At 61.1% G+C, this 21,265-nt stretch carries 17 protein-coding genes; 4 read left to right on the top strand and 13 right to left on the bottom strand.

Translation table 11 applies throughout. The features are described 5' to 3' along the window. The first annotated feature begins 291 nt into the window (after window positions 1-291). The gene (locus SH809_02315; GenBank protein ID MDZ4698516.1) at window positions 292-1,926 is read left to right on the top strand and encodes a M1 family metallopeptidase; all 1,635 of its coding nucleotides are present in this window, start codon (window positions 292-294) and stop codon (window positions 1,924-1,926) included. 25 nt (window positions 1,927-1,951) lie between these two features. Here the strand turns inward: SH809_02315 and SH809_02310 are convergent, their stop codons facing one another. From SH809_02310 to SH809_02300, 3 genes are all read right to left on the bottom strand, one after another. After that, window positions 1,952-3,271, bottom strand: coding sequence for a TRAP transporter large permease subunit (locus SH809_02310; protein ID MDZ4698515.1), 1,320 nt, complete (start codon window positions 3,269-3,271; stop codon window positions 1,952-1,954). Continuing rightward, window positions 3,271-3,822, bottom strand: coding sequence for a TRAP transporter small permease subunit (locus tag SH809_02305; GenBank protein ID MDZ4698514.1), 552 nt, complete (start codon window positions 3,820-3,822; stop codon window positions 3,271-3,273). Before SH809_02305 ends, SH809_02310 begins: the two co-directional genes overlap by 1 nt. Window positions 3,823-3,941: 119 nt before the next feature. Next, entirely contained in the window at window positions 3,942-5,339 is a 1,398-nt protein-coding gene (locus SH809_02300) for an MBL fold metallo-hydrolase (protein MDZ4698513.1), read from the bottom strand. 256 nt (window positions 5,340-5,595) lie between these two features. Between SH809_02300 and SH809_02295 the strand changes: the two genes are divergently transcribed. Next, window positions 5,596-7,287, top strand: coding sequence for an L-lactate permease (locus tag SH809_02295; GenBank protein MDZ4698512.1), 1,692 nt, complete (start codon window positions 5,596-5,598; stop codon window positions 7,285-7,287). 121 nt (window positions 7,288-7,408) lie between these two features. After that, a complete protein-coding gene (gene lysM / locus SH809_02290) occupies window positions 7,409-7,843 on the top strand; it encodes a peptidoglycan-binding protein LysM (protein MDZ4698511.1) in 435 nt (144 codons plus the stop codon). A gap of 103 nt (window positions 7,844-7,946) precedes the next feature. Here the strand turns inward: lysM and SH809_02285 are convergent, their stop codons facing one another. The 7 genes from SH809_02285 to SH809_02255 form a co-directional block, all read right to left on the bottom strand. Then, entirely contained in the window at window positions 7,947-8,678 is a 732-nt protein-coding gene (locus tag SH809_02285; protein ID MDZ4698510.1) for a hypothetical protein, read from the bottom strand. 139 nt (window positions 8,679-8,817) lie between these two features. Next, window positions 8,818-9,735: a HEAT repeat domain-containing protein gene (locus SH809_02280; protein MDZ4698509.1), complete on the bottom strand. Its 918-nt coding sequence runs from the start codon at window positions 9,733-9,735 to the stop codon at window positions 8,818-8,820. A 32-nt stretch (window positions 9,736-9,767) separates the two neighbouring features. After that, the gene (locus SH809_02275) at window positions 9,768-10,727 is read right to left on the bottom strand and encodes an alpha/beta hydrolase-fold protein (GenBank protein MDZ4698508.1); all 960 of its coding nucleotides are present in this window, start codon (window positions 10,725-10,727) and stop codon (window positions 9,768-9,770) included. A gap of 21 nt (window positions 10,728-10,748) precedes the next feature. Further along, window positions 10,749-11,624: a hypothetical protein gene (locus SH809_02270; protein ID MDZ4698507.1), complete on the bottom strand. Its 876-nt coding sequence runs from the start codon at window positions 11,622-11,624 to the stop codon at window positions 10,749-10,751. Then, the gene (locus SH809_02265) at window positions 11,593-12,981 is read right to left on the bottom strand and encodes a hypothetical protein (GenBank protein MDZ4698506.1); all 1,389 of its coding nucleotides are present in this window, start codon (window positions 12,979-12,981) and stop codon (window positions 11,593-11,595) included. The genes SH809_02270 and SH809_02265 overlap by 32 nt, the downstream gene beginning before the upstream one ends. Before the next feature lie 3 nt (window positions 12,982-12,984). After that, window positions 12,985-13,950 (bottom strand): hypothetical protein, encoded by a 966-nt coding sequence (locus SH809_02260; GenBank protein ID MDZ4698505.1) that lies wholly within the window; start codon window positions 13,948-13,950, stop codon window positions 12,985-12,987. A gap of 35 nt (window positions 13,951-13,985) precedes the next feature. After that, the gene (locus SH809_02255; GenBank protein ID MDZ4698504.1) at window positions 13,986-14,699 is read right to left on the bottom strand and encodes an alpha/beta hydrolase-fold protein; all 714 of its coding nucleotides are present in this window, start codon (window positions 14,697-14,699) and stop codon (window positions 13,986-13,988) included. A gap of 425 nt (window positions 14,700-15,124) precedes the next feature. On the opposite strand from SH809_02255, the gene SH809_02250 reads away from it, so the two are divergent. Next, window positions 15,125-16,525 (top strand): AAA family ATPase, encoded by a 1,401-nt coding sequence (locus tag SH809_02250; protein MDZ4698503.1) that lies wholly within the window; start codon window positions 15,125-15,127, stop codon window positions 16,523-16,525. Between the two features lie 1,637 nt (window positions 16,526-18,162). Here SH809_02250 and SH809_02245 read toward each other — a convergent pair. From SH809_02245 to SH809_02235, 3 genes are all read right to left on the bottom strand, one after another. Next, window positions 18,163-19,083, bottom strand: coding sequence for a hypothetical protein (locus SH809_02245; GenBank protein ID MDZ4698502.1), 921 nt, complete (start codon window positions 19,081-19,083; stop codon window positions 18,163-18,165). 131 nt (window positions 19,084-19,214) lie between these two features. Continuing rightward, window positions 19,215-20,342: an iron-containing alcohol dehydrogenase gene (locus tag SH809_02240; GenBank protein MDZ4698501.1), complete on the bottom strand. Its 1,128-nt coding sequence runs from the start codon at window positions 20,340-20,342 to the stop codon at window positions 19,215-19,217. 72 nt (window positions 20,343-20,414) lie between these two features. Further along, on the bottom strand, window positions 20,415-21,041 hold the full coding sequence (locus tag SH809_02235; protein MDZ4698500.1) for a hypothetical protein: 627 nt from the start codon (window positions 21,039-21,041) through the stop codon (window positions 20,415-20,417). Between the last annotated feature and the right edge of the window lie 224 nt (window positions 21,042-21,265).

Here is a 21,265-nt window from a genome sequence, read left to right as displayed (position 1 = left end):
CGGCACGGGTTTCGGCAGATCGTCGAATACAAGCGCGATTGCATCGCCACGTCGTCATGTAACACCTCGCGTGATGTGGGATGATCGAGCCGTCGAGTAGTCTCCGCCACCTTGTATCCTCCCATCCATGAACGACCGCACAAATCAGGTACTATCGATCGTTCTTTGGCGGTTTCAACATACGCAATCAGATGAAATATGTGTTATACCCCGGCACGAAAACACGCGCCAATCGTTTAGACCCGAAGGGTTTTAGAAACCCTTCGGGTCTTGCGAGTCATAAACAGTGCTATGCAAAAACACCTGCTTTTACTGGCGTTCCTCTCGAGCGTCTTGCTTACCCTCGACGCCAGCGCCCAGTTCACCCGCCAGGACACCCTCCGCGGCTCGATCACACCCGAGCGCGCCTGGTGGGATCTTACGTATTACCACCTCGATGTCGCCGTCGACCCCGCCTCCCAGACCCTCGCCGGCCTCAATACCGTCCATTACCGCGTCCTCGCGCCGGGCCAGCGGTTGCAGATTGACCTCCAGCCGCCGATGCGGATCGAGGCCGTCGAACAGGCCGGCACTCCCCTCGCTTTCGAGCGAGACGGCAATGTCTACTATATCGACCTGACGAACCCGCAAACCGTCGGCGCCGACCACAATCTCTCGATTCGCTTCGCCGGCGCCCCGAAGGTCGCCGTGCGCCCCCCGTGGGACGGCGGCCTCTCCTGGAAACAGGATACCAACGGCAAGCCGTTTGTCGCCTCCTCCAACCAGGGAATCGGCGCCAGCATCTGGTGGCCGAACAAAGACCACATGTACGACGAGCCGGATAGCATGCTGATCAGTCTCACCGTGCCGGACTTCCTCGTGGGCGTCGCCAACGGCCGGCTCCGACAGGTCGATGCACCCCGCAATGGCACCCAAACCTATCATTGGTTCGTCGACAACCCGATCAACAACTACGGCGTCAACGTCAATGTCGGCGACTACGCCCACTGGACCGAGACCTACGCCGGCGAAAAGGGTGACCTCAGCCTGGACTACTATGTCCTCCGCGAAAACCTGGACAAAGCGAAAGCCCAGTTCGCCCAGGTCCCGGGCATGCTCGACGCCTTCGAACACTGGTTCGGACCCTACCCGTTTTATGAGGACGGCTTTAAACTAGTGGAGGTCCCGTACCTGGGCATGGAACACCAGAGCTCCGTCACCTACGGAAACATGTACCAGAACGGCTACCTGGGCAACGACCTCAGCGGCACCGGGTGGGGGCTGAAGTTCGACTTCATCATCATCCACGAGTCCGGCCACGAGTGGTTCGCCAACAACATCACCTACAAAGACGTGGCGGACATGTGGGTCCACGAGGGCTTCACGGCCTACTCGGAGAACCTGTATGTCGATTACCACTTCGGCAAGGAGGCCAGTGCCGATTACGTGATCGGCACGCGCGACCGGATCCAGAACGACCGCCCGATCATCGGCCCCTACGGCGTCAACAAGTCGGGCTCCGGAGACATGTATTACAAAGGCGCGAACCTGCTGCACACGGTGCGCGCGTTGGTCGGTGACGACGCGCGGTGGCGGGCGATCCTGCGTGGCCTCAACGAGGCGTTTTACCACCAGACCGTCACCACGCAGCAGATCGAGCAGTACATCATCGACCAGAGCGGCATCGACCTCCGGCCGGTGTTCGACCAGTACCTGCGCGACTCCCGGATTCCCACGCTAGCGTACCGATGGGAGGATGGCAATACCCTGGCATATCGGTGGACGGAAGTGATCGAGGGCTTTGATATGACGGTGGAGTTGACCGTCGCCGGCCAGGCGTACCGCGTCCAACCTTCGACCGACTGGCAGACGCTGGAGACGCTCTCTCGGGGAGAGGTGGTGGTGGACCGGGATTATTACATCGTCGAAAGGAATCTGACCGAGTGACGCCCCCGAAGGAAGGTCTGTCAGACTACCTCCACCAGGTCACGATCTCCGGGAAAAGAATCACGACGACCAGCCCGATAAGCTGGATCAGGATAAACGGGACAGCGCCGCGATATATATCGGTCGTCGACAGTGACGGCGGGGCGACGCCGCGAAGATAAAAAAGCGCAAATCCAAACGGCGGGGTGAGGAACGAGGTCTGCAGGTTCATGCCGATCATCACCCCGAACCAGATCATGTCGATCCCCAGAATGCTCGCCGCCGGCACCAGCAGCGGCAGGATAATAAAGGCGATCTCGAAGAAGTCGATAAAAAACCCGAGGATGAAGATGGCCAGATTCGCGACGATCAATAACCCGATCACGCCACCGGGCAGGTTCGTGAGCAGGTCCTCGATCCAGAAATCCCCGTACAGACCCCGAAAAACAAGCGCGAACGCCGTCGACCCGATCAGCAGGAACAACACCATGGACGACAGCTTCGCCGTCGCGTTCATCGAATCCTGCATGGCCTTAAGCGTCAGCCGGCGATTCGCCGCGGCCAACCCCATCGCGCCCACCGCCCCGAGTGCGCCGGCCTCCGTGGGTGTCGCGATGCCGGCGAAGATGCTGCCGAGCACCACCAGGATCAACACCAGCGGCGGAAGCATCACCAGCAGTACGCGTCTGAACAAGGCCCCGGCGGCCAATTGCCGTTCCTCGGACGGAAGCGCCGGCGCCTGCTCCGGCCGCAGAAACGCCACGACGATGACATAAAGCGCGTAAAACCCGGCCAGCATGAGGCCAGGCACCAACGCCCCTTTAAACAGATCCCCCACCGAAACACCCAGCTGATCCGCCAGCACCACCAGCACCACGCTGGGCGGGATGATCTGACCGAGCGTACCCGAAGCCGCGATCACGCCGGCCGACAACCGGTTCGAATACCCGTAACGCTGCATCACCGGCAACGAGATCATCCCCATCGCCACCACCGACGCCCCGACCACCCCGGTCGCGGCCGCCAGCAGGGTGCCCACGAATACGACCGCCAGCGCAAGCCCGCCCCGCAACGCCCCAAACAACTGCCCGATTGTCTGCAGCAGATCCTCCGCCAGATGGGATTTTTCGAGCAGGGTACCCATGAAGATGAAGAAGGGGATCGCGAGCAGCACGTAGTTCGCCATGATCCCGAACGTACGGTCCGGCAACGCCAGCAACAGGTGCCAGTCGAAGAACCCCATCTCGACGCCGATAAAGGCGAAAAGCAGCGCCGTCCCACCCAGCGCGAAGGCCACGGGAAACCCCATGAAGATGAGCACGAGCGCTCCGACGAACATCAATGGAGCCAGCCAGTCTCCTTCCATCAGCGTCCCTCCTCCACGGCCGGCGTGCGCCCAACGGGCTGTTGAAGCTGTGTTATCTGCCGGACCAGCATGGAAATGCCTTGCAGGATCAGCAGCATAAACGCGATCGGAATGATCGTCTTGATCGGATACCGCGGCAAGCCGCCCGGATCCGGCGACATCTCTCGCACGGCCCACGAGTTCATCACGGACGGCACGGAGACCGCGATCATGAGTGCGCAAAACGGAATCAGAAACAGCACTACGCCGGCGATATTGATCCACGCCTGACCCCTCGGGCCAAGTCGACCGTATAACACATCTACCCGCACATGCGCGTCGTGCTTCAACGTGTAAGCCGCCCCCAGCAGGAACACCAGGCTGAAGAAGTACCACTGCAACTCGATGTAGGTATTGGAGCTGAGCCCGATGCCGGTGAACCGATCCAGGTACCGTGCGACGGCATTAAACGCGCCCAGCACGACCATGCCGAGCACCAGCCAGTACGTCGCGCGACCGATGGTTTCATTGAGCCGATCGATCCGATCGGCGGCACGCGTCCAGAAACGCATGGGGCGGCAGGGAAGGTGGGGTGGGAGATCCGGCGGCAGCGTCACACAAACGCCACTGCGCGCCCAATGTACTGCGCACGTTCACGAGATCAAACGGGGGGCCGTAGCTACAACGAACGTCAGAGCACGAGGCGCTGGCCGCATTCCGGGAGGTGGACCGTAGTATCCGGATAGAAGTAGGCGATGTTGTCCGCCATCCACTCGCGGGCCTCGGTTTCGCCGTGGACGAGCACGATCTGCTTCGGCCTGAGCCGCTCGACGATCTGGAGGAGGTCGCGCCGATTGCTGTGGCCGCTAAACCGAAACCGATCGACGTCGCAATTGATCGGTTGCGGCCCCACCATACGGTCCAGGACGACATGATTGCCCTGGCCGTTCGCGGCGGCGTCGATGATCATCCGGGCCGGCGAGTCTTCTTTGACGAAGCCCACGAAAAAGACGCCGTTTTTATCGCTCTCCACCAGTTGTTGCGCAAGCCGGTTCGAGATGGTTCGCTCGAACATCATCCCGCTGCTCATGATATGGATGCTGGGCTGGCTGAGCGCGTCGCGCGTGGCCTCGTTGCTGCGGGGAAGCCGGCGCTGCGGCACACCGTACACCTGAAATTCCGGATCCAGCCGGGGCGTCGTGAGCCGCGTCTTGTCGTACAGGTCCGCCACCGCCCGCATCGACCCCGCCGTGTAGATCGGGATGTCCTCGGGAATGCGCCCCTGCGCTTTGAACCGGTCGATCATCGCGAGCATCTCCTGGGCGCGTCCGAGGGCGAAAACCGGAATCAACACCGCACCGCCGCGATCGAGCACCCGCGCGAGCGCACTGGCAAACCGATCCTCCTCCAGCTTACGCGTCGTCTTTTCGGCCTCGGGGTCGGCCCCGAGTGTCGATTCGAGGATGAGGATATCGATGGGCCCTTCGGGATAGTCGCCGCCCGGAATGATGTCCTGCGGGCGAATGTTGGTGTCGCTCGAATAAAACACCCGACGCCGGCGCCCCTCTTCCTCGAAGGTCATCTGCACTCCTACCGATCCCAGCACGTGGCCCGCGTTATAAAACTCTCCCCGAAACGGACTCTTATCCTTGATGCCCCGGAGGTCGAACGACTCGTGCAGTTCGTGTGTCAGGTAGAGGAAACTCTGCATGTCCAATTCCTCCTCACTAAACAACGGCTCATGCGCGCTGGACCCCTCCTTGAGCTTGCGACGCTGGAGCCTGGCGGAGGCGGGCAGCAGAAGATCGGCCAGTTGACGAGTGGCCGGCGACATGTGGACGTGTACGTTGGGGTATTCACGGAGGAGCACGGGGAGCGACCCCATGTGGTCGTGGTGCGCGTGCGTAACGATCACGTGGTCCACATACCAGGCCGAGTTGCGCCGCAACAGGTCCAATCGGGGCAGGCTCTCGACGCCCTCCTCCTCAGGATCGGCGCCGGCGTCCAGCACGATGCCGGTATCGTTGATATTCAGGAACAGGCAGCTGGCGCCTATTGCTTCCGTACTCCCCAGCGCGACAAACTCCATAGACGTGGTATAATGCGCTTGAGCCCCGGATACCCTTGTCAGGCTGCGGCTGGAGCGCGTCGGTATTCAAGAAACAGATGCTCACAAGCTGCCTGGTACAGGCCTGGGCCCCCTTCTGTTTCAGGGGATGCCTTTTTTGTCGCCATGGAAGACCACCAAGCGCCTTGTCGCCCCCCGCGGAAGCGCTTGCGGGGCAGTGCCTCGGACCCTACCTTCGTTGGAGCTCCCCGCCCACATCACGTACCAGCCATCCGCCATGCCCCTGCCCCTCCAGGCATTTGTCGCTCTTTTCCCCATCGTATTGGCGGCGGCTCTGCTCGTCGGCTTCCGCTGGCCGGCGCGGCGCGCCATGCCGGTGGTCTATATCGCCGCCGCCGTGATCGCCCTGACGGTCTGGGGAGTCGACTTCACCCGAGTGGCCGCCTCTACCGTCGAGGGCCTCTTCATCACGTTTAACATCCTCTACATCATCTTTGGCGCCATCCTGTTGCTGAACACGCTCACGTATTCCGGCGGCGTGGCGGCCATCCGGGATGGTTTCACGCGTATCAGTACGGACCGGCGCGTACAGGTGGTCATCATCGCGTGGCTTTTTGGCGCGTTCATCGAGGGCGCCGCCGGCTTCGGCACGCCGGCCGCCGTGGTCGGTCCTTTGCTCGTGGCGCTCGGCTTCCCGGCCCTCTGTGCGGTCATGCTGGGGATGATGGTGCAGAGCACGCCGGTCACATTCGGCGCCGTGGGCACCCCCATCCTGGTGGGGGCCTCGGGCGGGCTCCAGAGCCCTGAGTTACATGCGCAACTCGCGGCGGCCGGCTGGTCGTTTGACGAGATGATCCGTCAGATCGCGGCGGATGCGGCCATTCTGCACGGCATCGCCGGCACGGTGATGCCCGTCATAATGGTGATGATGATGACACGGCACTTCGGAGCCAACGCCTCGTGGCGCGAGGGCCGCGCCATCCTGCCTTTCGCGCTCTTTGGCGGACTGGCATTCACGATTCCGTACGTGCTTACCGGCGTCTTTCTCGGCCCCGAGTTTCCCTCCCTCCTCGGCTCGCTCATCGGCCTGGCCATCGTCACCGCGGCGGCGCGGCGTGGCTTTCTGCTGCCGAAGGATAGCTGGGATTTCGCGCCGAGTGCGGCCTGGCCGGACGGGTGGACCGGGACGATCGCTATCCGGCTGGACCACGCCCTGGGCCGGCCGATGTCCACGCTTCGGGCCTGGGCGCCCTATGTCATCCTCGCCGCACTCCTCGTAGCCAGCCGCCTTCCCCAGTGGCCCCTGGGCGACTGGCTCAAGATGGTCACCCTCGCCTGGCCGGCTGTCTTTGGCACCGACATCACGGCATCCACCCAACCGCTGTACCTGCCCGGCACGCTGCTCCTCATCACCGTCGCCATCACCTACTTCCTGCACGGGATGCGCCGCGAGGCGCTCTCGCGCGCCTTCAGCGAGTCCACCCGCATCCTGCTGGGCGCCGGCTTCGTGCTCATCTTCACGGTGCCCATGGTCCGCATCTACATCAACTCGGGCGTCAACGCAGCCGGCCTGGCAAGCATGCCGATCGCCATGGCCGAGTGGGTGGCCGCCAGCGTCGGCGCCGTCTGGCCCCTGTTTGCGCCATCCATCGGCGCCATCGGGGCGTTTATCGCCGGCAGCAATACGGTGAGTAACCTCATGTTCAGCCTCTTCCAGTTTAGCGTGGCCGAGCGGCTCCTTATATCGGGCACCCTCGTCGTCGCGCTGCAATCGGTTGGTGCCGCCGCCGGCAACATGATCGCCATCCACAACGTCGTCGCCGCCTCCGCTACGGTCGGTTTACTCGGCCAGGAAGGGGTGACCCTCCGAAAAACCATCCTACCCACGCTGTACTACGTCGTCTTCGTCGGCATCCTGGGCCTCCTCGCCGCGTACGTCCTCGGCGTGACAGATCCCCTCATGCCGTGATCGCGGGCGACTCCCTGCTTACGTAATCCTTAAATAAGTTGGCTCGTGTCCGGCTAAATTGTTAGTTTCCCCACGACCCACACGCGTACTATCACAGAACCTCATATAATCCTACACCACCATGGGCATTTTCGATTTTCTCAAAAACATCGGCATCGGCGTCGACGACGGCAAAGAAGCCGAAACGATCAAGCAGACCCTCGCCACCGCCTTCGGCGCCAGCATCACCGGCCTGAATGTCGCATTCGACGACGGTACGGTTACCCTGAGCGGTCAGACAGACTCGATCGCCACCAAAGAAAAGGCTGTCTTGATGGCCGGCAACGTGAAGTCCGTTGATAAAGTCAACGACATGCTCACGGTCAAAGTACCGCCGCCCGTCGTCAAGGAGCCGAAGTTCTACACAGTGAAGAAAGGCGATTCCCTCTCGAAGATCGCGAAAGAGGTCTATGGGGACTTCAAGAAGTGGGAGGCGCTCTTCGCGGCCAACAAGGAGGTCATCAAGAACCCGGACCTCATCTACCCCGGCCAGCAGATCCGCATCCCGGAGCTGTAGTTGTAGGCCGAATCACCCACCCATCGCATGCCAAAACAGCGCCTCGGGCTTCTCGGGGCGCTGTTTTTTACATACGGCTTTCGTCGGCTCGCGCCTGGCGATCTTACCTATCCAGATCCCGGGCCAGCGTGCGAGATATCGCGTCGGCCGTGTAGCGGCTGAGTCGTTCGAGGGCCTCGATCATTTCCGCTTCGCTCATCTCTTCGAGCGCCTTCGCCGACCGTACATTGTCAAAAAGATAAAAGCCGCCGTCGTTGATAGGCTCTTTGACGCGGATATCCCGTTTCCAGACCTGCCGGCCCGAGTGATTGTCGACCAGCTCGACGCGCGCCTCGAGGAAATATTCCATGCTGCCGTCGTACGTCCGGCCGGCGAAGATACCGTGGTGGTGGATCCGGAGGATCATCACATAGTCCGCCCCGCCCAGATCTTCCGATGGGATCGCATCCATGTACCGCGCCGCGCGGGGCAACACGCCCTCGGCCACCAGCATGGCCACATCCACGGAATCCGCGGCGCGGTCCAGCCGGCGGCGCGCCTTCTCCGCCTTGGCCTCTTTGGCAATCGAGGTGGCCGCCCGGAAGATGGCGCCGATCCGGCGTGTCGCCACGCCCTCGACGATGTCCCCTTCGATATCGGTGATGATCCGCGGAACGGGCGCCAGCGGCGCATCAAGCGCCAGGGTATGCCCGGAGAAATCGTATCGGGCCAGCCGATGCCCACCGCCGCAGCCCATCAGAAAAAGCGCCGGCACAACCAGCCATGCCATCCATGGGACCGAGCGCCGCGCCGTAAGAATGCCTGTTGTGTTCAGAATAAAGGACGTCCTGTTCATCTTTTCACCCATCCTGCCCGTTTACGAGTCGTTTTTACGTGTGGGGTGGCGACGAACGGGAAAAGATCAAAGGGTATACCGGGACAGATCGGGTTTCAGGAGCAAGAGTGCAGGTTCAATGGAGCGCCTGGGTCAATCATCATTTATTGGATAGCCCAACGCGTCGTGCGTACGCGGGGGCCTCGGCATCGGACAACACGAGCAACGCGTGGGCGGCGCGAACGCGGACATCCATCACCGGGTCGTCGAGCAGGGCGTATAGCCGGCTGGCGCCATCGACCAGCCAGGCCTCGGCGGCCGCACGTGCCGCATGGGCGCGGGTGACAGAATCCGGGTGACCCAGCTGCTGGTGGAGCGCGCGGCGCGCGGCCTCATCCCCAAGCACGGCCAGCGTACGCTCGGCGTAGGTGCGGTCGGTTTCAAACACGGCGCGTCCCAAGCTGGCCTGCAGGGCGGGGATATCCGAGTTGTCACCCAGCACGAGCAACACGTCGGCGGCCGTACTACGGACGATGGGATCGTCCGATTCAAGGCGTTGCCGGATGAACCCGATCGTTTCTCCCCGGCCGGCACGCTGTAGGGCCGCGGCGGCGTAGAGCCGAAGCCGTTCGTCCTCTCCCTCCTGCATCGCGCGGTGAAGCAGCGCCGGGTCGCCGGCGCGGGCGATGGAGAACAGGGTTCGCGCGGATGCAACGCGGACATCCATGTCGGGCTCCAGCAACCCATCCTGAAGCGCCACGATGCTTGCTTCATCGCCGCTGCGCACCAGTTCGCCGACCAGGCTGGCACGCACACGGCCGTCCTGAACGACGGCCAGGAGATCCAGCATCACGGGCCGCACTTCGAAGCCATACCGGGCGCCGGTGAGCGCCTCGGCGGCGTGTATCGCCGTTTCAGGCGCGCCATCCAGCAATCCCTCCCGCAACACCGACAGGCATCGCGCATGGAGGTTGCCCGTCAGCAGATACACCGCGGGTGGAGGTGCCGGCGGCCGGCACGCCGAACCCCCGAAACCCACAAGGGCCAGTACGATCGCGAAATGGCGTAAAATGGCCATGGGGATGGAGGTAAATGCGATGTGGCAGGTCGTTAGAGCGGGACGGACACCTCGTTCGCCAGCGCCTCCCGCAAGAAACGAATCAGGAAGCGATCCGTCCAGTGCCAGTTGTGCGCGGCGTCCGGGTGGAACACAGCGGAATCGAACCCGAGGCGCAGCCCCTTGCTGCGGACGAGCCGGCCAAAGTAGCGGGACCGGTCCCGGTTACCGAATTGCCCATCCGCATCCGCGCTGGCGATCCAGAAGACCGTCCGCTTCAGCTCGCGAAGCCGCTGCGCGTCGGCCCGTTTGAGGGTATCGGTGGGATTCCATATCCGCAAGGCCTCCGCATTCCTGGGGTTGCCGAGGGCGGTGTCGAAGAGGGCGGAGTGCCGCCAGATGGGATCGGTCTCCCCTTTCCCCTCCTCCCGCGGGTCGCAGTGCCCAGGCCACATAAACAGGCCGTCGTACATCGCCGCGTGATTAAAATACCCCGGGCGATGGATGGCCAGAAGGCTTACCGTGTATCCGCCGAGCGAGAAGCCGGCTGCCAGACGCTGCCCCCCACTGGTCTGCGGATAATCGCAGGCTACCCGCCCGAAGAGATCTTCGTTGAGGAATGCCCAGAAACGACCGGTGCCGAGGCCATCCAGCCCACCTGTCGGCGGAACGGGCATGTCGATCCCCAGAGAGGGCACGTGATTGTTCGAACTGGTCAGCCCCGGCATCACGACAAGCATCGGCGGCAGCTGGCCGGCAGAGATCCAGTGGTCGATGTCCTCGATGGCGGTACTGTGCTGGCGCGAGGTGTCCTCGGCGAAGTTCACCCACTCCCGTTCGTGCCCCCGGAACAGATACACTACCGGCAACGCGGTCAGGTGCTCGATGCCTGGAGGCTCGTAGACATAAAACGACTTACGGATGCCGAGCGAGTGCGACTGCATCCAGCGCTGTTTCAGGTGCCCCTGCAACGTGGCGGCATGACGCGCCAGGATGTCTCGAGATGAAGGCATGAGGAAGGAAAGGACAGAGGTTCAGGCCGCCGGCGTGGGCGCGAGTGGTCGGCTCGTCCAGGGTTCGCCGATCGCCTGATGCAAGAAGTTTGGAACGACCCGGCTGTGCGTCCGGGCCAAATACTGACGGTCCTTCAGGCGCTGGACGATCAAGCGGAATTTGGCGTCGCCGTGTGCTTCGATCAACGCCGCTCGCCGCTCCGGGTCGTAGAAATGCCGCAACATACCGGGCGGGTGCGCCTCGGGGTGAAACTGAACGCCCACCATCTCCGGCGAGATGCGCATCGCCATGATGGCCTGCTCAAACGCGACGTGTGGACGGATTTTCTCACGCGCCAGGATCTGAGCGCCGAGTTCATCGATCCGACGCTCGTGCCGATGGATCACCTGCCAGCGGCGGAAGTCCGCCGCATAAAACGGATCGCTGAGGCCCTGGAACAGCGGGTCGTGGAGGCCGGCGTGTGTCGGGTGCACGGGAAAGACGCCGAAGGATTGCGAGTGCCGCTCGCGGACTTCTGCCACGCCGAAATGCCGGCACATGAGCTGAAACGAGTGACAGATGAACAGCGCGTGTTTCGTGTCGCCACCCGCCCGGTGCACATCGTTGTGCCGCCACACGGCGTCTACCCAGTTAAAATACGCTCGCTCCCAGGCGGACCCCACCCCTTCGAACGGACTCCCCGGCCCACCGGACGAGATGTATACGTCGAACGATAGATCGGGCGCCTCCGCCAACCGGCGGACATCGAACACCTTCCACGTAAACGACCGCCCCGAATAATGGGCACGGCCGTTCAGCAGAAACCGCTCGATGGCGTGCATGCCCAGGTTGGGCTCCCCATTGTACAGATCGAGGATCGCGACGTTAATCGGGACGTCGGTGCGAGCTATCGTCATGCGTATGGCGTAAGATGAACACGGGCAACGAGCCGCCGCCAGCCGTCACATTGGCCAGGTTCGAGGCCGAGGTCCGCGTAAGGCAACCGCCCATCAACGGGCCGTTGAGATACGGATCCAGGTCGATGATCGTGGGAACGTATTCCCAGCCGCCGGCCGTCTTCTGCAAAAACGGCTCGCGGTGGATGTCTACAACTTCCTGGACCACAAATAGATGCCGCGCGCTCCGTTCGATGGCGTCGTCCCACTCGGCCTGGGAGGCTGCGAATCCGAGGGTAACCCCCTTGCCGCCGTACTCGTCGTTTGGCTTGATCACAAAGTAGTTTCGGTTGTTTCGGACAAACGCTAAGAGGTCGATCTCCAATCCCCGAAACGTGGTGCGTTCGGCGCGCAGCATACGCGTCCAGGGGATGTGATTTTGAATGGATTGCTGTTGCTCGGGCGACAGGTGCCGGGTGTAACGTTCGTCTGTCAGCAGGCTAAAAATGGCCTTTTTGTGCACGAGCTTGCTCCGAAACGAGTTGAGATAACACGTTTTCTGGGCGATGTAACCCTCCAGATACGGCTTGCACTCGTCTCGTATCTCGTAATACTCGTTCATCAACAGCCGGCGGTACAGAATATCGATCTTGCGGCCGTTGGCGTAAATCCACCCCTCGCGGCACTCAAGCGATCGCGGATCCGCCACTTCGCACGGGTACCCCATCCGCTCCAGGTAGTCCTTGAGCAGGTTGAATTCGTGGATCGTGGGCACGTCCAGATGGTCGACGATAGCGATGGCCGGCCGCTCCTCGCGGCCATCGAACTGCTCGTGGTAGATCTGAACGAGCGCCGCCACGGTATGCTCCAGCGGCGAAACAAACCGAATCGGGTGCTGCTTTTCGAAAGCCTGGAAAATCGGCAGCGACCGGTAGATCCGCCCGAGCTCGTGCAGGTACGCGATGCCGGCCGGATTCTCGGCGTTGAGCTCGACGAACTTGAACGAGGTCTTCGTCAGGAATGAGTCCATCCGAGCAAACGCCGACAGGCGGATGACGTTCGTGGGGATCGACGCGAGCTCGATCTCCCAGTCCTCCATCCCCAGGTCGTGCCGCAGCACGTGCTCGTTGTCAAAGCACCGGGCCGCGATCTGTAGGATGGCCTGGCGGATCAGATAGACGGTGTCCTGGACGGCTGTATACGTAGCCTCTGTCATCAGCGTCGGCCGCAGGCTGTTCGCCATGTGCCGATCGCCAAAGAGCACCTTACGTTCGTGCTGTAATGCGACGAGCTGGTCGAGCTGTGCTTCAGACCGCTGCAGATCCACCTCGATGAGGTGGTGGTAGTCGCTGATGGCGCGTTGTAATGCGTTGGACATTGATCACTCCGCTCTCCCGGGTTCCAGCAGCCCGTTGGCCGTAAACGCCGGCTCACGTTTCGTCTGCCTGGCTTTGTCAACGAGGAATTTGCCCACCGTCTTGATCACCCACTCGTAGCTCTCGAGGCCGACCGTATGATAGTCGGCGTCCGGCGCCGGATTCATGAAGTCGATCGCATACGGAATGCCGCCGCGCACGGCGAACTCGACGGTGTTGAGGTCGTACCCCAACGCCTGACACAGCGCCAGCACATCCCGCTCCAGCTTCTTTTTCATAGCCGGCGCAATAGGGGTCTCGTCGATCTCGGTATACCGCGTGCCGGCGTTGTCAGCGGCCGGATTATAACGCATTACCCGTACGTGCTTCCGCCCGACACCATAACACCGGAAGTAGTCTTCAAACTCGATCGATTCCTGCAACATCATACACGAAGTGCCGGAGGCGTCGTACGCCGCGAACAGCGCCTCGGGGTTGGTCACTTTCGTGACGCCGCGCCAGCCGCCGCCGTCGTGCGGCTTGAGGAAGGCCGGAAATCCGATGTAGGCGAAGATGGCCGGCCAATCGATCGGATACCTGAGGTTCCGGTACGACTCCGCCTTCGTGTTCGGCATGTGGTCCTTGTGGGGCAGGATCACCGTTCTGGGTACCGCCACGCCGGCGGCCTCGGCGATCACGTTGTCGATAAACTTGTCGTCCGCGCTCCACCAGAACGGATTATTCACGACATACGTCCCCTTGAGCGACGCCCACTTGAGATACGACCGGTAAAACGGCACTTCGTGGGAGATGCGATCGAGGAGGACGGCGTATTCGGGGTCGCCGTCCATGCGCACGGAATCGAAGGACACAAACTCGGCCGTGACGCCTTTTGCGCCATAGGTCTCATTGATATGGTGAACGAGACCGTCCGGAAACGTGGTCTCCATCCCTCGCAGGATGCCGATCTTTGCTTCTTTCTTGCTTGCCATGGGAGGTCGTGGGTGTGCGAAATAGGGAGGGAGGGTCAAACGATATGCTGGCGGATCAGGTCGCGCCACCAGGGCCAATCGTGTCCGAACACGCCCGGGCGCGAATCCAGGGTATGTCGGATGCCTTTGGCCTGTAAAATGCCGCTCAGGTGTTCGTTCGCCGGCCGGCAGGGATCGTGCTCGGCGGTACTCAGCACAATGTGATTCCGGCGGATCGCGTCGATGGTGTGGGGGTCGGATAGGTGATAGAGATAGTCGACGGGATTGCTGAAATACACGTCGTCGTTGTAAAACCCGTCGAGCTGAGATTTTATGTCAAACACGCCGCTCAAGGCGATCAGCTTGCCAAACGCCCAGGGCTGTTTAAAAACGATATTGGCCGCGTGATAGGCCCCGAAGCTGGCACCGGCGGCGATGATGAAGCCGTGGCCACTGATGTGCTGGATGTAGGGAACGACTTCCTGGAGGATATACTGCTCGTATTGCTGGTGCCGTTTAATCCGCGTATAGGGATCGACGCCCCGGTTGTAGAGGCTCTCGGCATCGACCGAGTCGACACAGATCAGGCGGTTATGCCCCTCGTCAAGTTGTCGCACCAGTGCGCCGGCCATCCCAAAGTCTTCCCACTCAAAAAAGCGCCCGAGGCTGGAAGGAAACACGAGCACCGGTGTGCCGCCGTGCCCAAGCACCAGGAGGTCCATTTCTCGCCCGAGTACAGGGCTATACCACTTGAGATGTTGACGATGCATAGTACAACTGGGGTGCAGGTGCGGGTAGGGGTCCCCCGGGGGGTGGGGGCGGTAATGTACGTACGTGTAAAAGAAAATCCCGCGTGCTTCGACCTACTTTTTGGCGTCCATGGTACGGCGTATAGTATTATGCAACAGCCTTATCTCACCCCTCACCATGCTCAGCTTTTCCCCTTCGAATCGCCCCCTGTCGGATCAGCTCTCGCACGTGATGACGGAGCACGTCCTCAGGCACCCCGGCATGTCCTGCCAGTACATTCGGCACCCCTCACTGGGAGGGGCCCGGCTCCTCGAGGACGGCATCCGAGACGCGTTTGACAACGTAGTAACGTTCCCGCGTTTAATGTTGAACGTCGTGCGTTTCCGCCTCTGGTACATGCGCGTTCGATTCACTTTTCACTTTTTACGTTGCAATTCCACCCGCCATGTCCGATCTCTTCAACGATGCCGCCGAGCGCTACCGGGCGCGTAATGCGCCGCTGGCCGACCGGATGCGCCCCCGCAGCCTCCACACCTTCATCGGGCAGGGGCATGTGCTGGGCGAAGGTAAACTGCTTCGCCGGGCCATCGAGGCGGATCAGCTTTCGTCCCTTATCTTTTACGGCCCTCCGGGCACCGGCAAGACGACCCTTGCCCGGATCATCGCCAATACGACGTCGGCGCATTTTACGGCGCTGAATGCCGTGCTCGCCGGCGTGAAGGACATTCGCGAGGCCATCCACGATGCGCAAGAGCGCCTCCGCCTCCAGCAAAAACGCACCATCCTGTTTGTCGACGAGGTGCATCGTTTCAATAAGGCCCAGCAAGATGCCCTTCTCCCCCACGTCGAAAACGGCACGGTTATCTTCGTCGGCGCGACCACCGAGAATCCTTACTTCGAAGTCAACAAGGCGCTCGTAAGCCGCTCCCGCATCTTCGAGCTCCGCACCCTGCTACCGGACGACCTGAGGCGTGTCGCCCAGATGGCGATCCAGGACCGGGAACGTGGCTACGGCACGCGCAACGTCGTCCTCGAAGACGACGCACTGGAGCACCTCGTCAGCACAGCCAATGGGGACGCTCGCTCGCTGCTCAACGCGCTGGAACTGGGGGTCGAAACCACGCACGCCGACGAACAGGGCGTCATACGCATCGATGTATCGGTGGCGGAACAGAGCATCCAGAAACGCGCGGTATTGTACGACAAGGAGGGGGATGCCCATTTCGATGCGATCAGCGCGTTCATCAAGAGCCTCCGCGGCTCGGATCCGGACGCCGCCCTGTACTGGATGGCCCGTATGGTGTACGCCGGCGAGGACCCCCGCTTCATCTTCCGCCGCATGCTCATCTTCGCCTCCGAAGATATCGGTCTGGCCGATCCGCGCGCCCTCCAGGTTGCCGTCGCCGCGTCGCAGGCCTTCGACTATGTCGGCATGCCCGAAGGCCGCTTCCATCTTGCCCAGTGCTGCCTCTACCTGGCCACTGCCCCCAAAAGCAATACCACCCTCTCGTTCTTCGACGCCCTCCAATTCGTCGAACAGGAACAGTCGCACGACGTCCCCAATCCTATCAAGGACGCCAACCGGGACAAAAAGGGGTTCGGGCATGGCGAAGGGTACCAGTATCCGCACGCCTTCCGCGATCATTACGTCCCCCAGCAGTATCTGCCGGATGCGATGCAGGGGACGTTTTTCTATAATCCCGAACCGATCGGCTACGAACGGCAACTGGTCGAGCGTATGCAGGCCCACCGCGAGCGCGACCAGGAAGAAAACCTCATCCGTCGTGTGCGCAAGTATGCCTCGAAGGATGGGCTCGAGCCACCGGAATCTTCAGACAGCCCGTAATACAGGGAAAGCCGACCCTGTTTACACAGAATCGGCTCTTTACCTTGCTGCTTGCCCCCCGGTTAAAGCAGCATATGCTAGTAAACTCTACTATCGGGACGCACGACATCGTGTCCCAACCCGGCTACACGGTAACGCCTGGTACTTCAATGGGGTATCATCAGGCGCCTGGGAGTGGTTCAGGCCGGCCGAAACCCGTAAGGGCTTCGGCCAGCCCTCTACCATGCTGCTTGCCCCCCGATTTAAGCAGCAAACCCGGGATAGCGGGACGCCGGGAACGGCTTCCCGCTTTTATATATCGTATGTATCGCGTGGTTGAAGCCCGGCCGGGCGAACCCGGCCGGTCCTCTACCATTGCTGCTTGCCCCCCGACTTAAGCAGCAATTTCTTGTGTGCTCTCTCGACGTATGTGATGACGCTCCATGAGCAGGCCATCGTCGTCGTACCTGGGGCAGGCTCTGGTTGAAGCCGGCCGGGCAAGCCCGGCCGGATCTTCTACCTTTGCTGCTTGCCCCCCGGTTAAGCAGCAAACTCGCATACACATCAAGATCTCAAAGAATCATGCGATCGGCGTCACATCTGAATCACGTCCCTAATCTACATTTCCGAGGCAGGCTCCCACTTCAACCTCTGGCCCGACGCCCGTGCACCTTTGGCGCATTCGGGTTCATGCTACAGGCGTAAAGGGTTTACAGCAACCTGAGCCGCACCGCCTCGCTCGCTTTTCACCGGGTTAAGAACACGACTTCCGCCGAATGACAATCAGCTATCGTTCCTTCTTACTACACCTACGGTGCCAAAACACAATCAACACGAATCCCTCACAGTTCGTACATATCTAAGCCTCCCCGGGATGGGTTTCCCTCTAAAACAGCGTGTTTTTGGCTCTAGCAGATCATACAACCTCGTCCCCTTTCGCCGGCATCACCCGTCTCATTCCGAGATTCGCCCCCAAAACGCCTCTTTTGCATAGGTCGCGGCACGCAATCATGTCCGCGCTTACCTCCGGGAGACGTCGTCTGTTAACCCGCAACGCGCCACCGCCGATACGTCTCTCAATAGCTTGAGGCGCAGGCCTCGTCCCATGGATAACGTCCATCCCACTCCGCATCCTGCGGCCTATCGCTCGTCTTGGATCTGTTTTTTCCGTTCTTCGCTATTCTAACCGGCCAATCGGCCGCCAGAGGTGCAGGACGGAGGTCGTACCCCACAGTAACGGCCTCCGTCCATTCTTTTGATGTGGCAAAGATGGTATCGGTAGACCGGGCCAACGCTTAAGGGTCGGCTTACGTAACAGAAGAAGAAGTGAGGGGACGGAGGCTCTACCCCTCCAATGTCCTCCGTCCCCGAATCGAGATGTGTCTCGCAGAGTGCGCCTATCCAGAAAAGGCGCCACTCGTTTCATTGCGAGTAAAACTAAGGTGACTCACCAGACGCCGTCTGGTACGGGCGTCTTAATTTAGCAGGTACTACAGGAGAAGCCGACTGGTACTGAAGGAGTAGTGCCTGGATAAAATGCACCGGGGCCCGAACGGCGAACCGCCCGGGCCCCGGTATCGTAGGCCACAATGCCATGGAAATATCCCTCAAAGCGAGCGTATGACCAGTGGCGCGATCAAATTAAGTCAGCGTTTTATTCAGGGCGTGCTATAGGCGACGAGCCGATCCGACATCATGATCGGGAGATACAACATGCGCTGGGCCGGCACGTAGTCCAGATCCGCGGTGCCCTGAGACTCGGCCAAAATCTCCGTAGCACCGGCGGCCACCGTGTAGTGCATCACCTTGCCGGCGCCCCAATCCGAAAGGATATAACCGCCCTTACCATCCGGTTCGATGGCGTCCAGGCTTCCAATGCCCTGCTCATCACGCAACGGAGTCACCGACTTATCCGCATACGCAATCGCCATCAGATACCGGGCGTTGCCCGGGTTCTCGACAGCGGTGCCGTTGGCGGCAATGAGCAGTCTATCGGCCTCTGCAAATAAGCCGTTCGGCGAGCGGATCACATCCCCTTCGAGCCATTTCTCGAACGCACCATCTTTCAGTTGCCAGACCGTTGCCGTGTTCATGTCTGAAACATAGACGGCCCCATCCGGCGCGACCGTCACGTCGTTCAGAAAGATCGCGCCGGCCGCGGGATAACGGGCCGTGATTTCGGCCGTGGCGATATCGATCTCGACCAACTGGTCGATGTCCGCCACGTACAACTTGCCGTTGCCGATATCGACGCCCTTGGGCCCATCGAGCCCGACAACCCAGGTACTATCGATCGACGACCCATCCGGGGCCACCTTCGCGATGTAGCCGTTGCCGTCTTTGTCTGTGCCGTTGCCGACGATATTCGAGAGATACAGTGCGTTCGTCGCCGCATCGAAGGCGACGGATTCCGGCCGATTGATGCCTTCGGTCAGTTCCCAGACCATCTGGAGCGCAAACGGTGTTTCAGCTGGCGCAGCGGTTTCCTCGGCCTGGGCGGCCGGCGGCTCCTGGGGCTGGCATCCAACTGCCGGGATACAGATTATGGCCGCGAGGAGTGCGGTGTAGATAGATTTCATTGTTTGTGTTGGGTTGATGAAGACGTCCACGCCAGATCTGGCCAGGCGTGAGCGTTGGAAACGCTCAGATCCGGCCGCAAGGGAGGCTGTGTGACCTCGAATTTAGGCCCATTAAACCTCAGATGCCAGTTTTAAAGCGATTGAAGGATAGCCATGTAGTCGGCAGCCACCATCATACGCGGGTTAGAAGCGTTTGAATTGTTTGCCTCGGCCGCTTCGGCGATACGCGTGTAGGCCCCGCTCGGAATATGTAATGTGCGGAACGGCGGAATTCCCAACTCCGCCACCAGGCCCTCGACACGCTCTATGAACGCTATACTCGAAGGCTCTGTGTCATCGGGCGTAACGATCGCCTCCAGGCGGACAAGCCTCGTTTCAACCCATGGAAGATGGTATCGAAGGACTGGTGCAAGTAATACGGCATTCGCGTGCCCATGCGGCACATCCCACTGGCCGCCAAGCGATTCAGACAGGCAATGTACGCCGGCCACGTCGGCGTTGCCGAAAGCCATGCCGGCAAGTGTCGAGGCCCGCATCACTTCTTCCCGCGCCTCTGCGTCGTGCTGGATGGCGGCCACGGCCCGAGGTAGATAGGCGCACAAGAGCTCCACCGCCTTTTCCGCCAGTGCGTCGGATACCGGATTGGCCGCCAGCCCCGTATACGCCTCGACGGCATGGGTGAGGGCATCCATCCCCGTCTGCGCGACCAGCTCCGCAGGCAAGGTAGCCACCAGGTTGGCATCAACGAGCGCCACCCGCGGAAACATCCCATCCCCTTTCACACTTGCCTTTCGTTTGCCGGCGGCGTCGGTGATAACGGACACCCAGGTTACCTCTGAGCCGGTGCCACAGGTCGTTGGAATGGCCACGAAGGGGGCGGAGCCGCCGCTGAATCGGTTTTTTCCCTCATAATCGAGGCATCTACCCGGGTTTCGCAGCAACATGGCCACTGCCTTAGCGGCATCCAGCACGCTACCACCGCCAAGCCCCACCACGCAACGCACTCCCCGATCGCGCGCACCGGCGGCAAGTCGATCGACTGTTTCGCTCCTCGGGTTGGGTTCGACCCCGTCAAACACCATCACTTCATGGCCGCAGGATGCCAGTAGCTGGACCGCACGCGCCGGCCAGGGCGTTCGCTTCAATCCGCCATCACACACCAACAACACCGGCCCGCCATCGAGGCCGGCCACAATCCCCGGGAGCCGTTCCAGGCAACCGGGTTCGAGATAGACATGGGTAGGAAGGCGAAAAGGCACGGTAGCAACGACTGCTTGCGATTCAACATGGCACGCAAGATACAGCAGTTACAGGACGATGTACAGCCACGCTTACAACGTGAAGCCAGCACCAATCGCAAAATCGAGCACGCTGAAATGCATGCCCAGGTCGTTTTTGTTGACGAAAGGAGTGCTGTGTACGATCCGATACCGGCATTGCGTAAGCAGGAAGAGATGCTGGCTCAGCGCCGTACGGAATCCAATCGATACCTCGGCGCCATACCCGGCGCCGTATCCGCGGGAGTAATAGGCGCCCTGGCTCGCTAGCTCACCCTGTGTCAACGGCCCAATAGGCTGCCGTGTCGCGTCCAACAACCGGTAGGCGCGTGTGAAATGGGCCGTTACCCCCGCGGTTACGATGGGCAGAAACCGGGTGGAGCGCACCGGCAATTGATAGGAATACGCAAACGTAAGCGGATAGGAATAGAACTTCCAGTCGGGATCGATGCTCGCCAGTTTATAGAAAGCCCTTGGAAGCGACGCCGCACGGAAGAACTCACCCGTCAGGTTGAGCGCATGCGGACCGCTCAGAGGGTAGGTGAAGGTGAGTGTCTTGGACGTAGACCGAATGATGAATCGCGCCGGCTGCGAAGGCAGGCGGACCGTTTCGCCCTGCACCAGCGGGAGATGCGCGGCATCTTGCGCTCGTAGCGTGCCCGGGCCGTACACCGCCGCCATGCAAGCCAGGGCAGCAGCTATACAAGCGTATGTGCAACTCGTGAAAGGCATGCAGATATCCGATAGAGCGTGGGCATGTTCTCCCTGGCGAACGGCATGCCTGAGCCAGTTCGGACCAGAAAGGCCGAAAATAGGGGGCTTGAGAACCACGCTCGATTGGAATGATTTAGGCTAGTCGCAGATTGCGACTCCATCCCAATCTATAAGATGAGACACTCCGTCTG

This window comes from Rhodothermales bacterium (genome assembly GCA_034439735.1).
GTDB lineage: Bacteria > Bacteroidota > Rhodothermia > Rhodothermales > JAHQVL01 > JAWKNW01.
The sequence above is the reverse complement of the archived record's forward strand: the minus strand, read 5'-3'. Positions and strand labels throughout refer to the sequence as shown.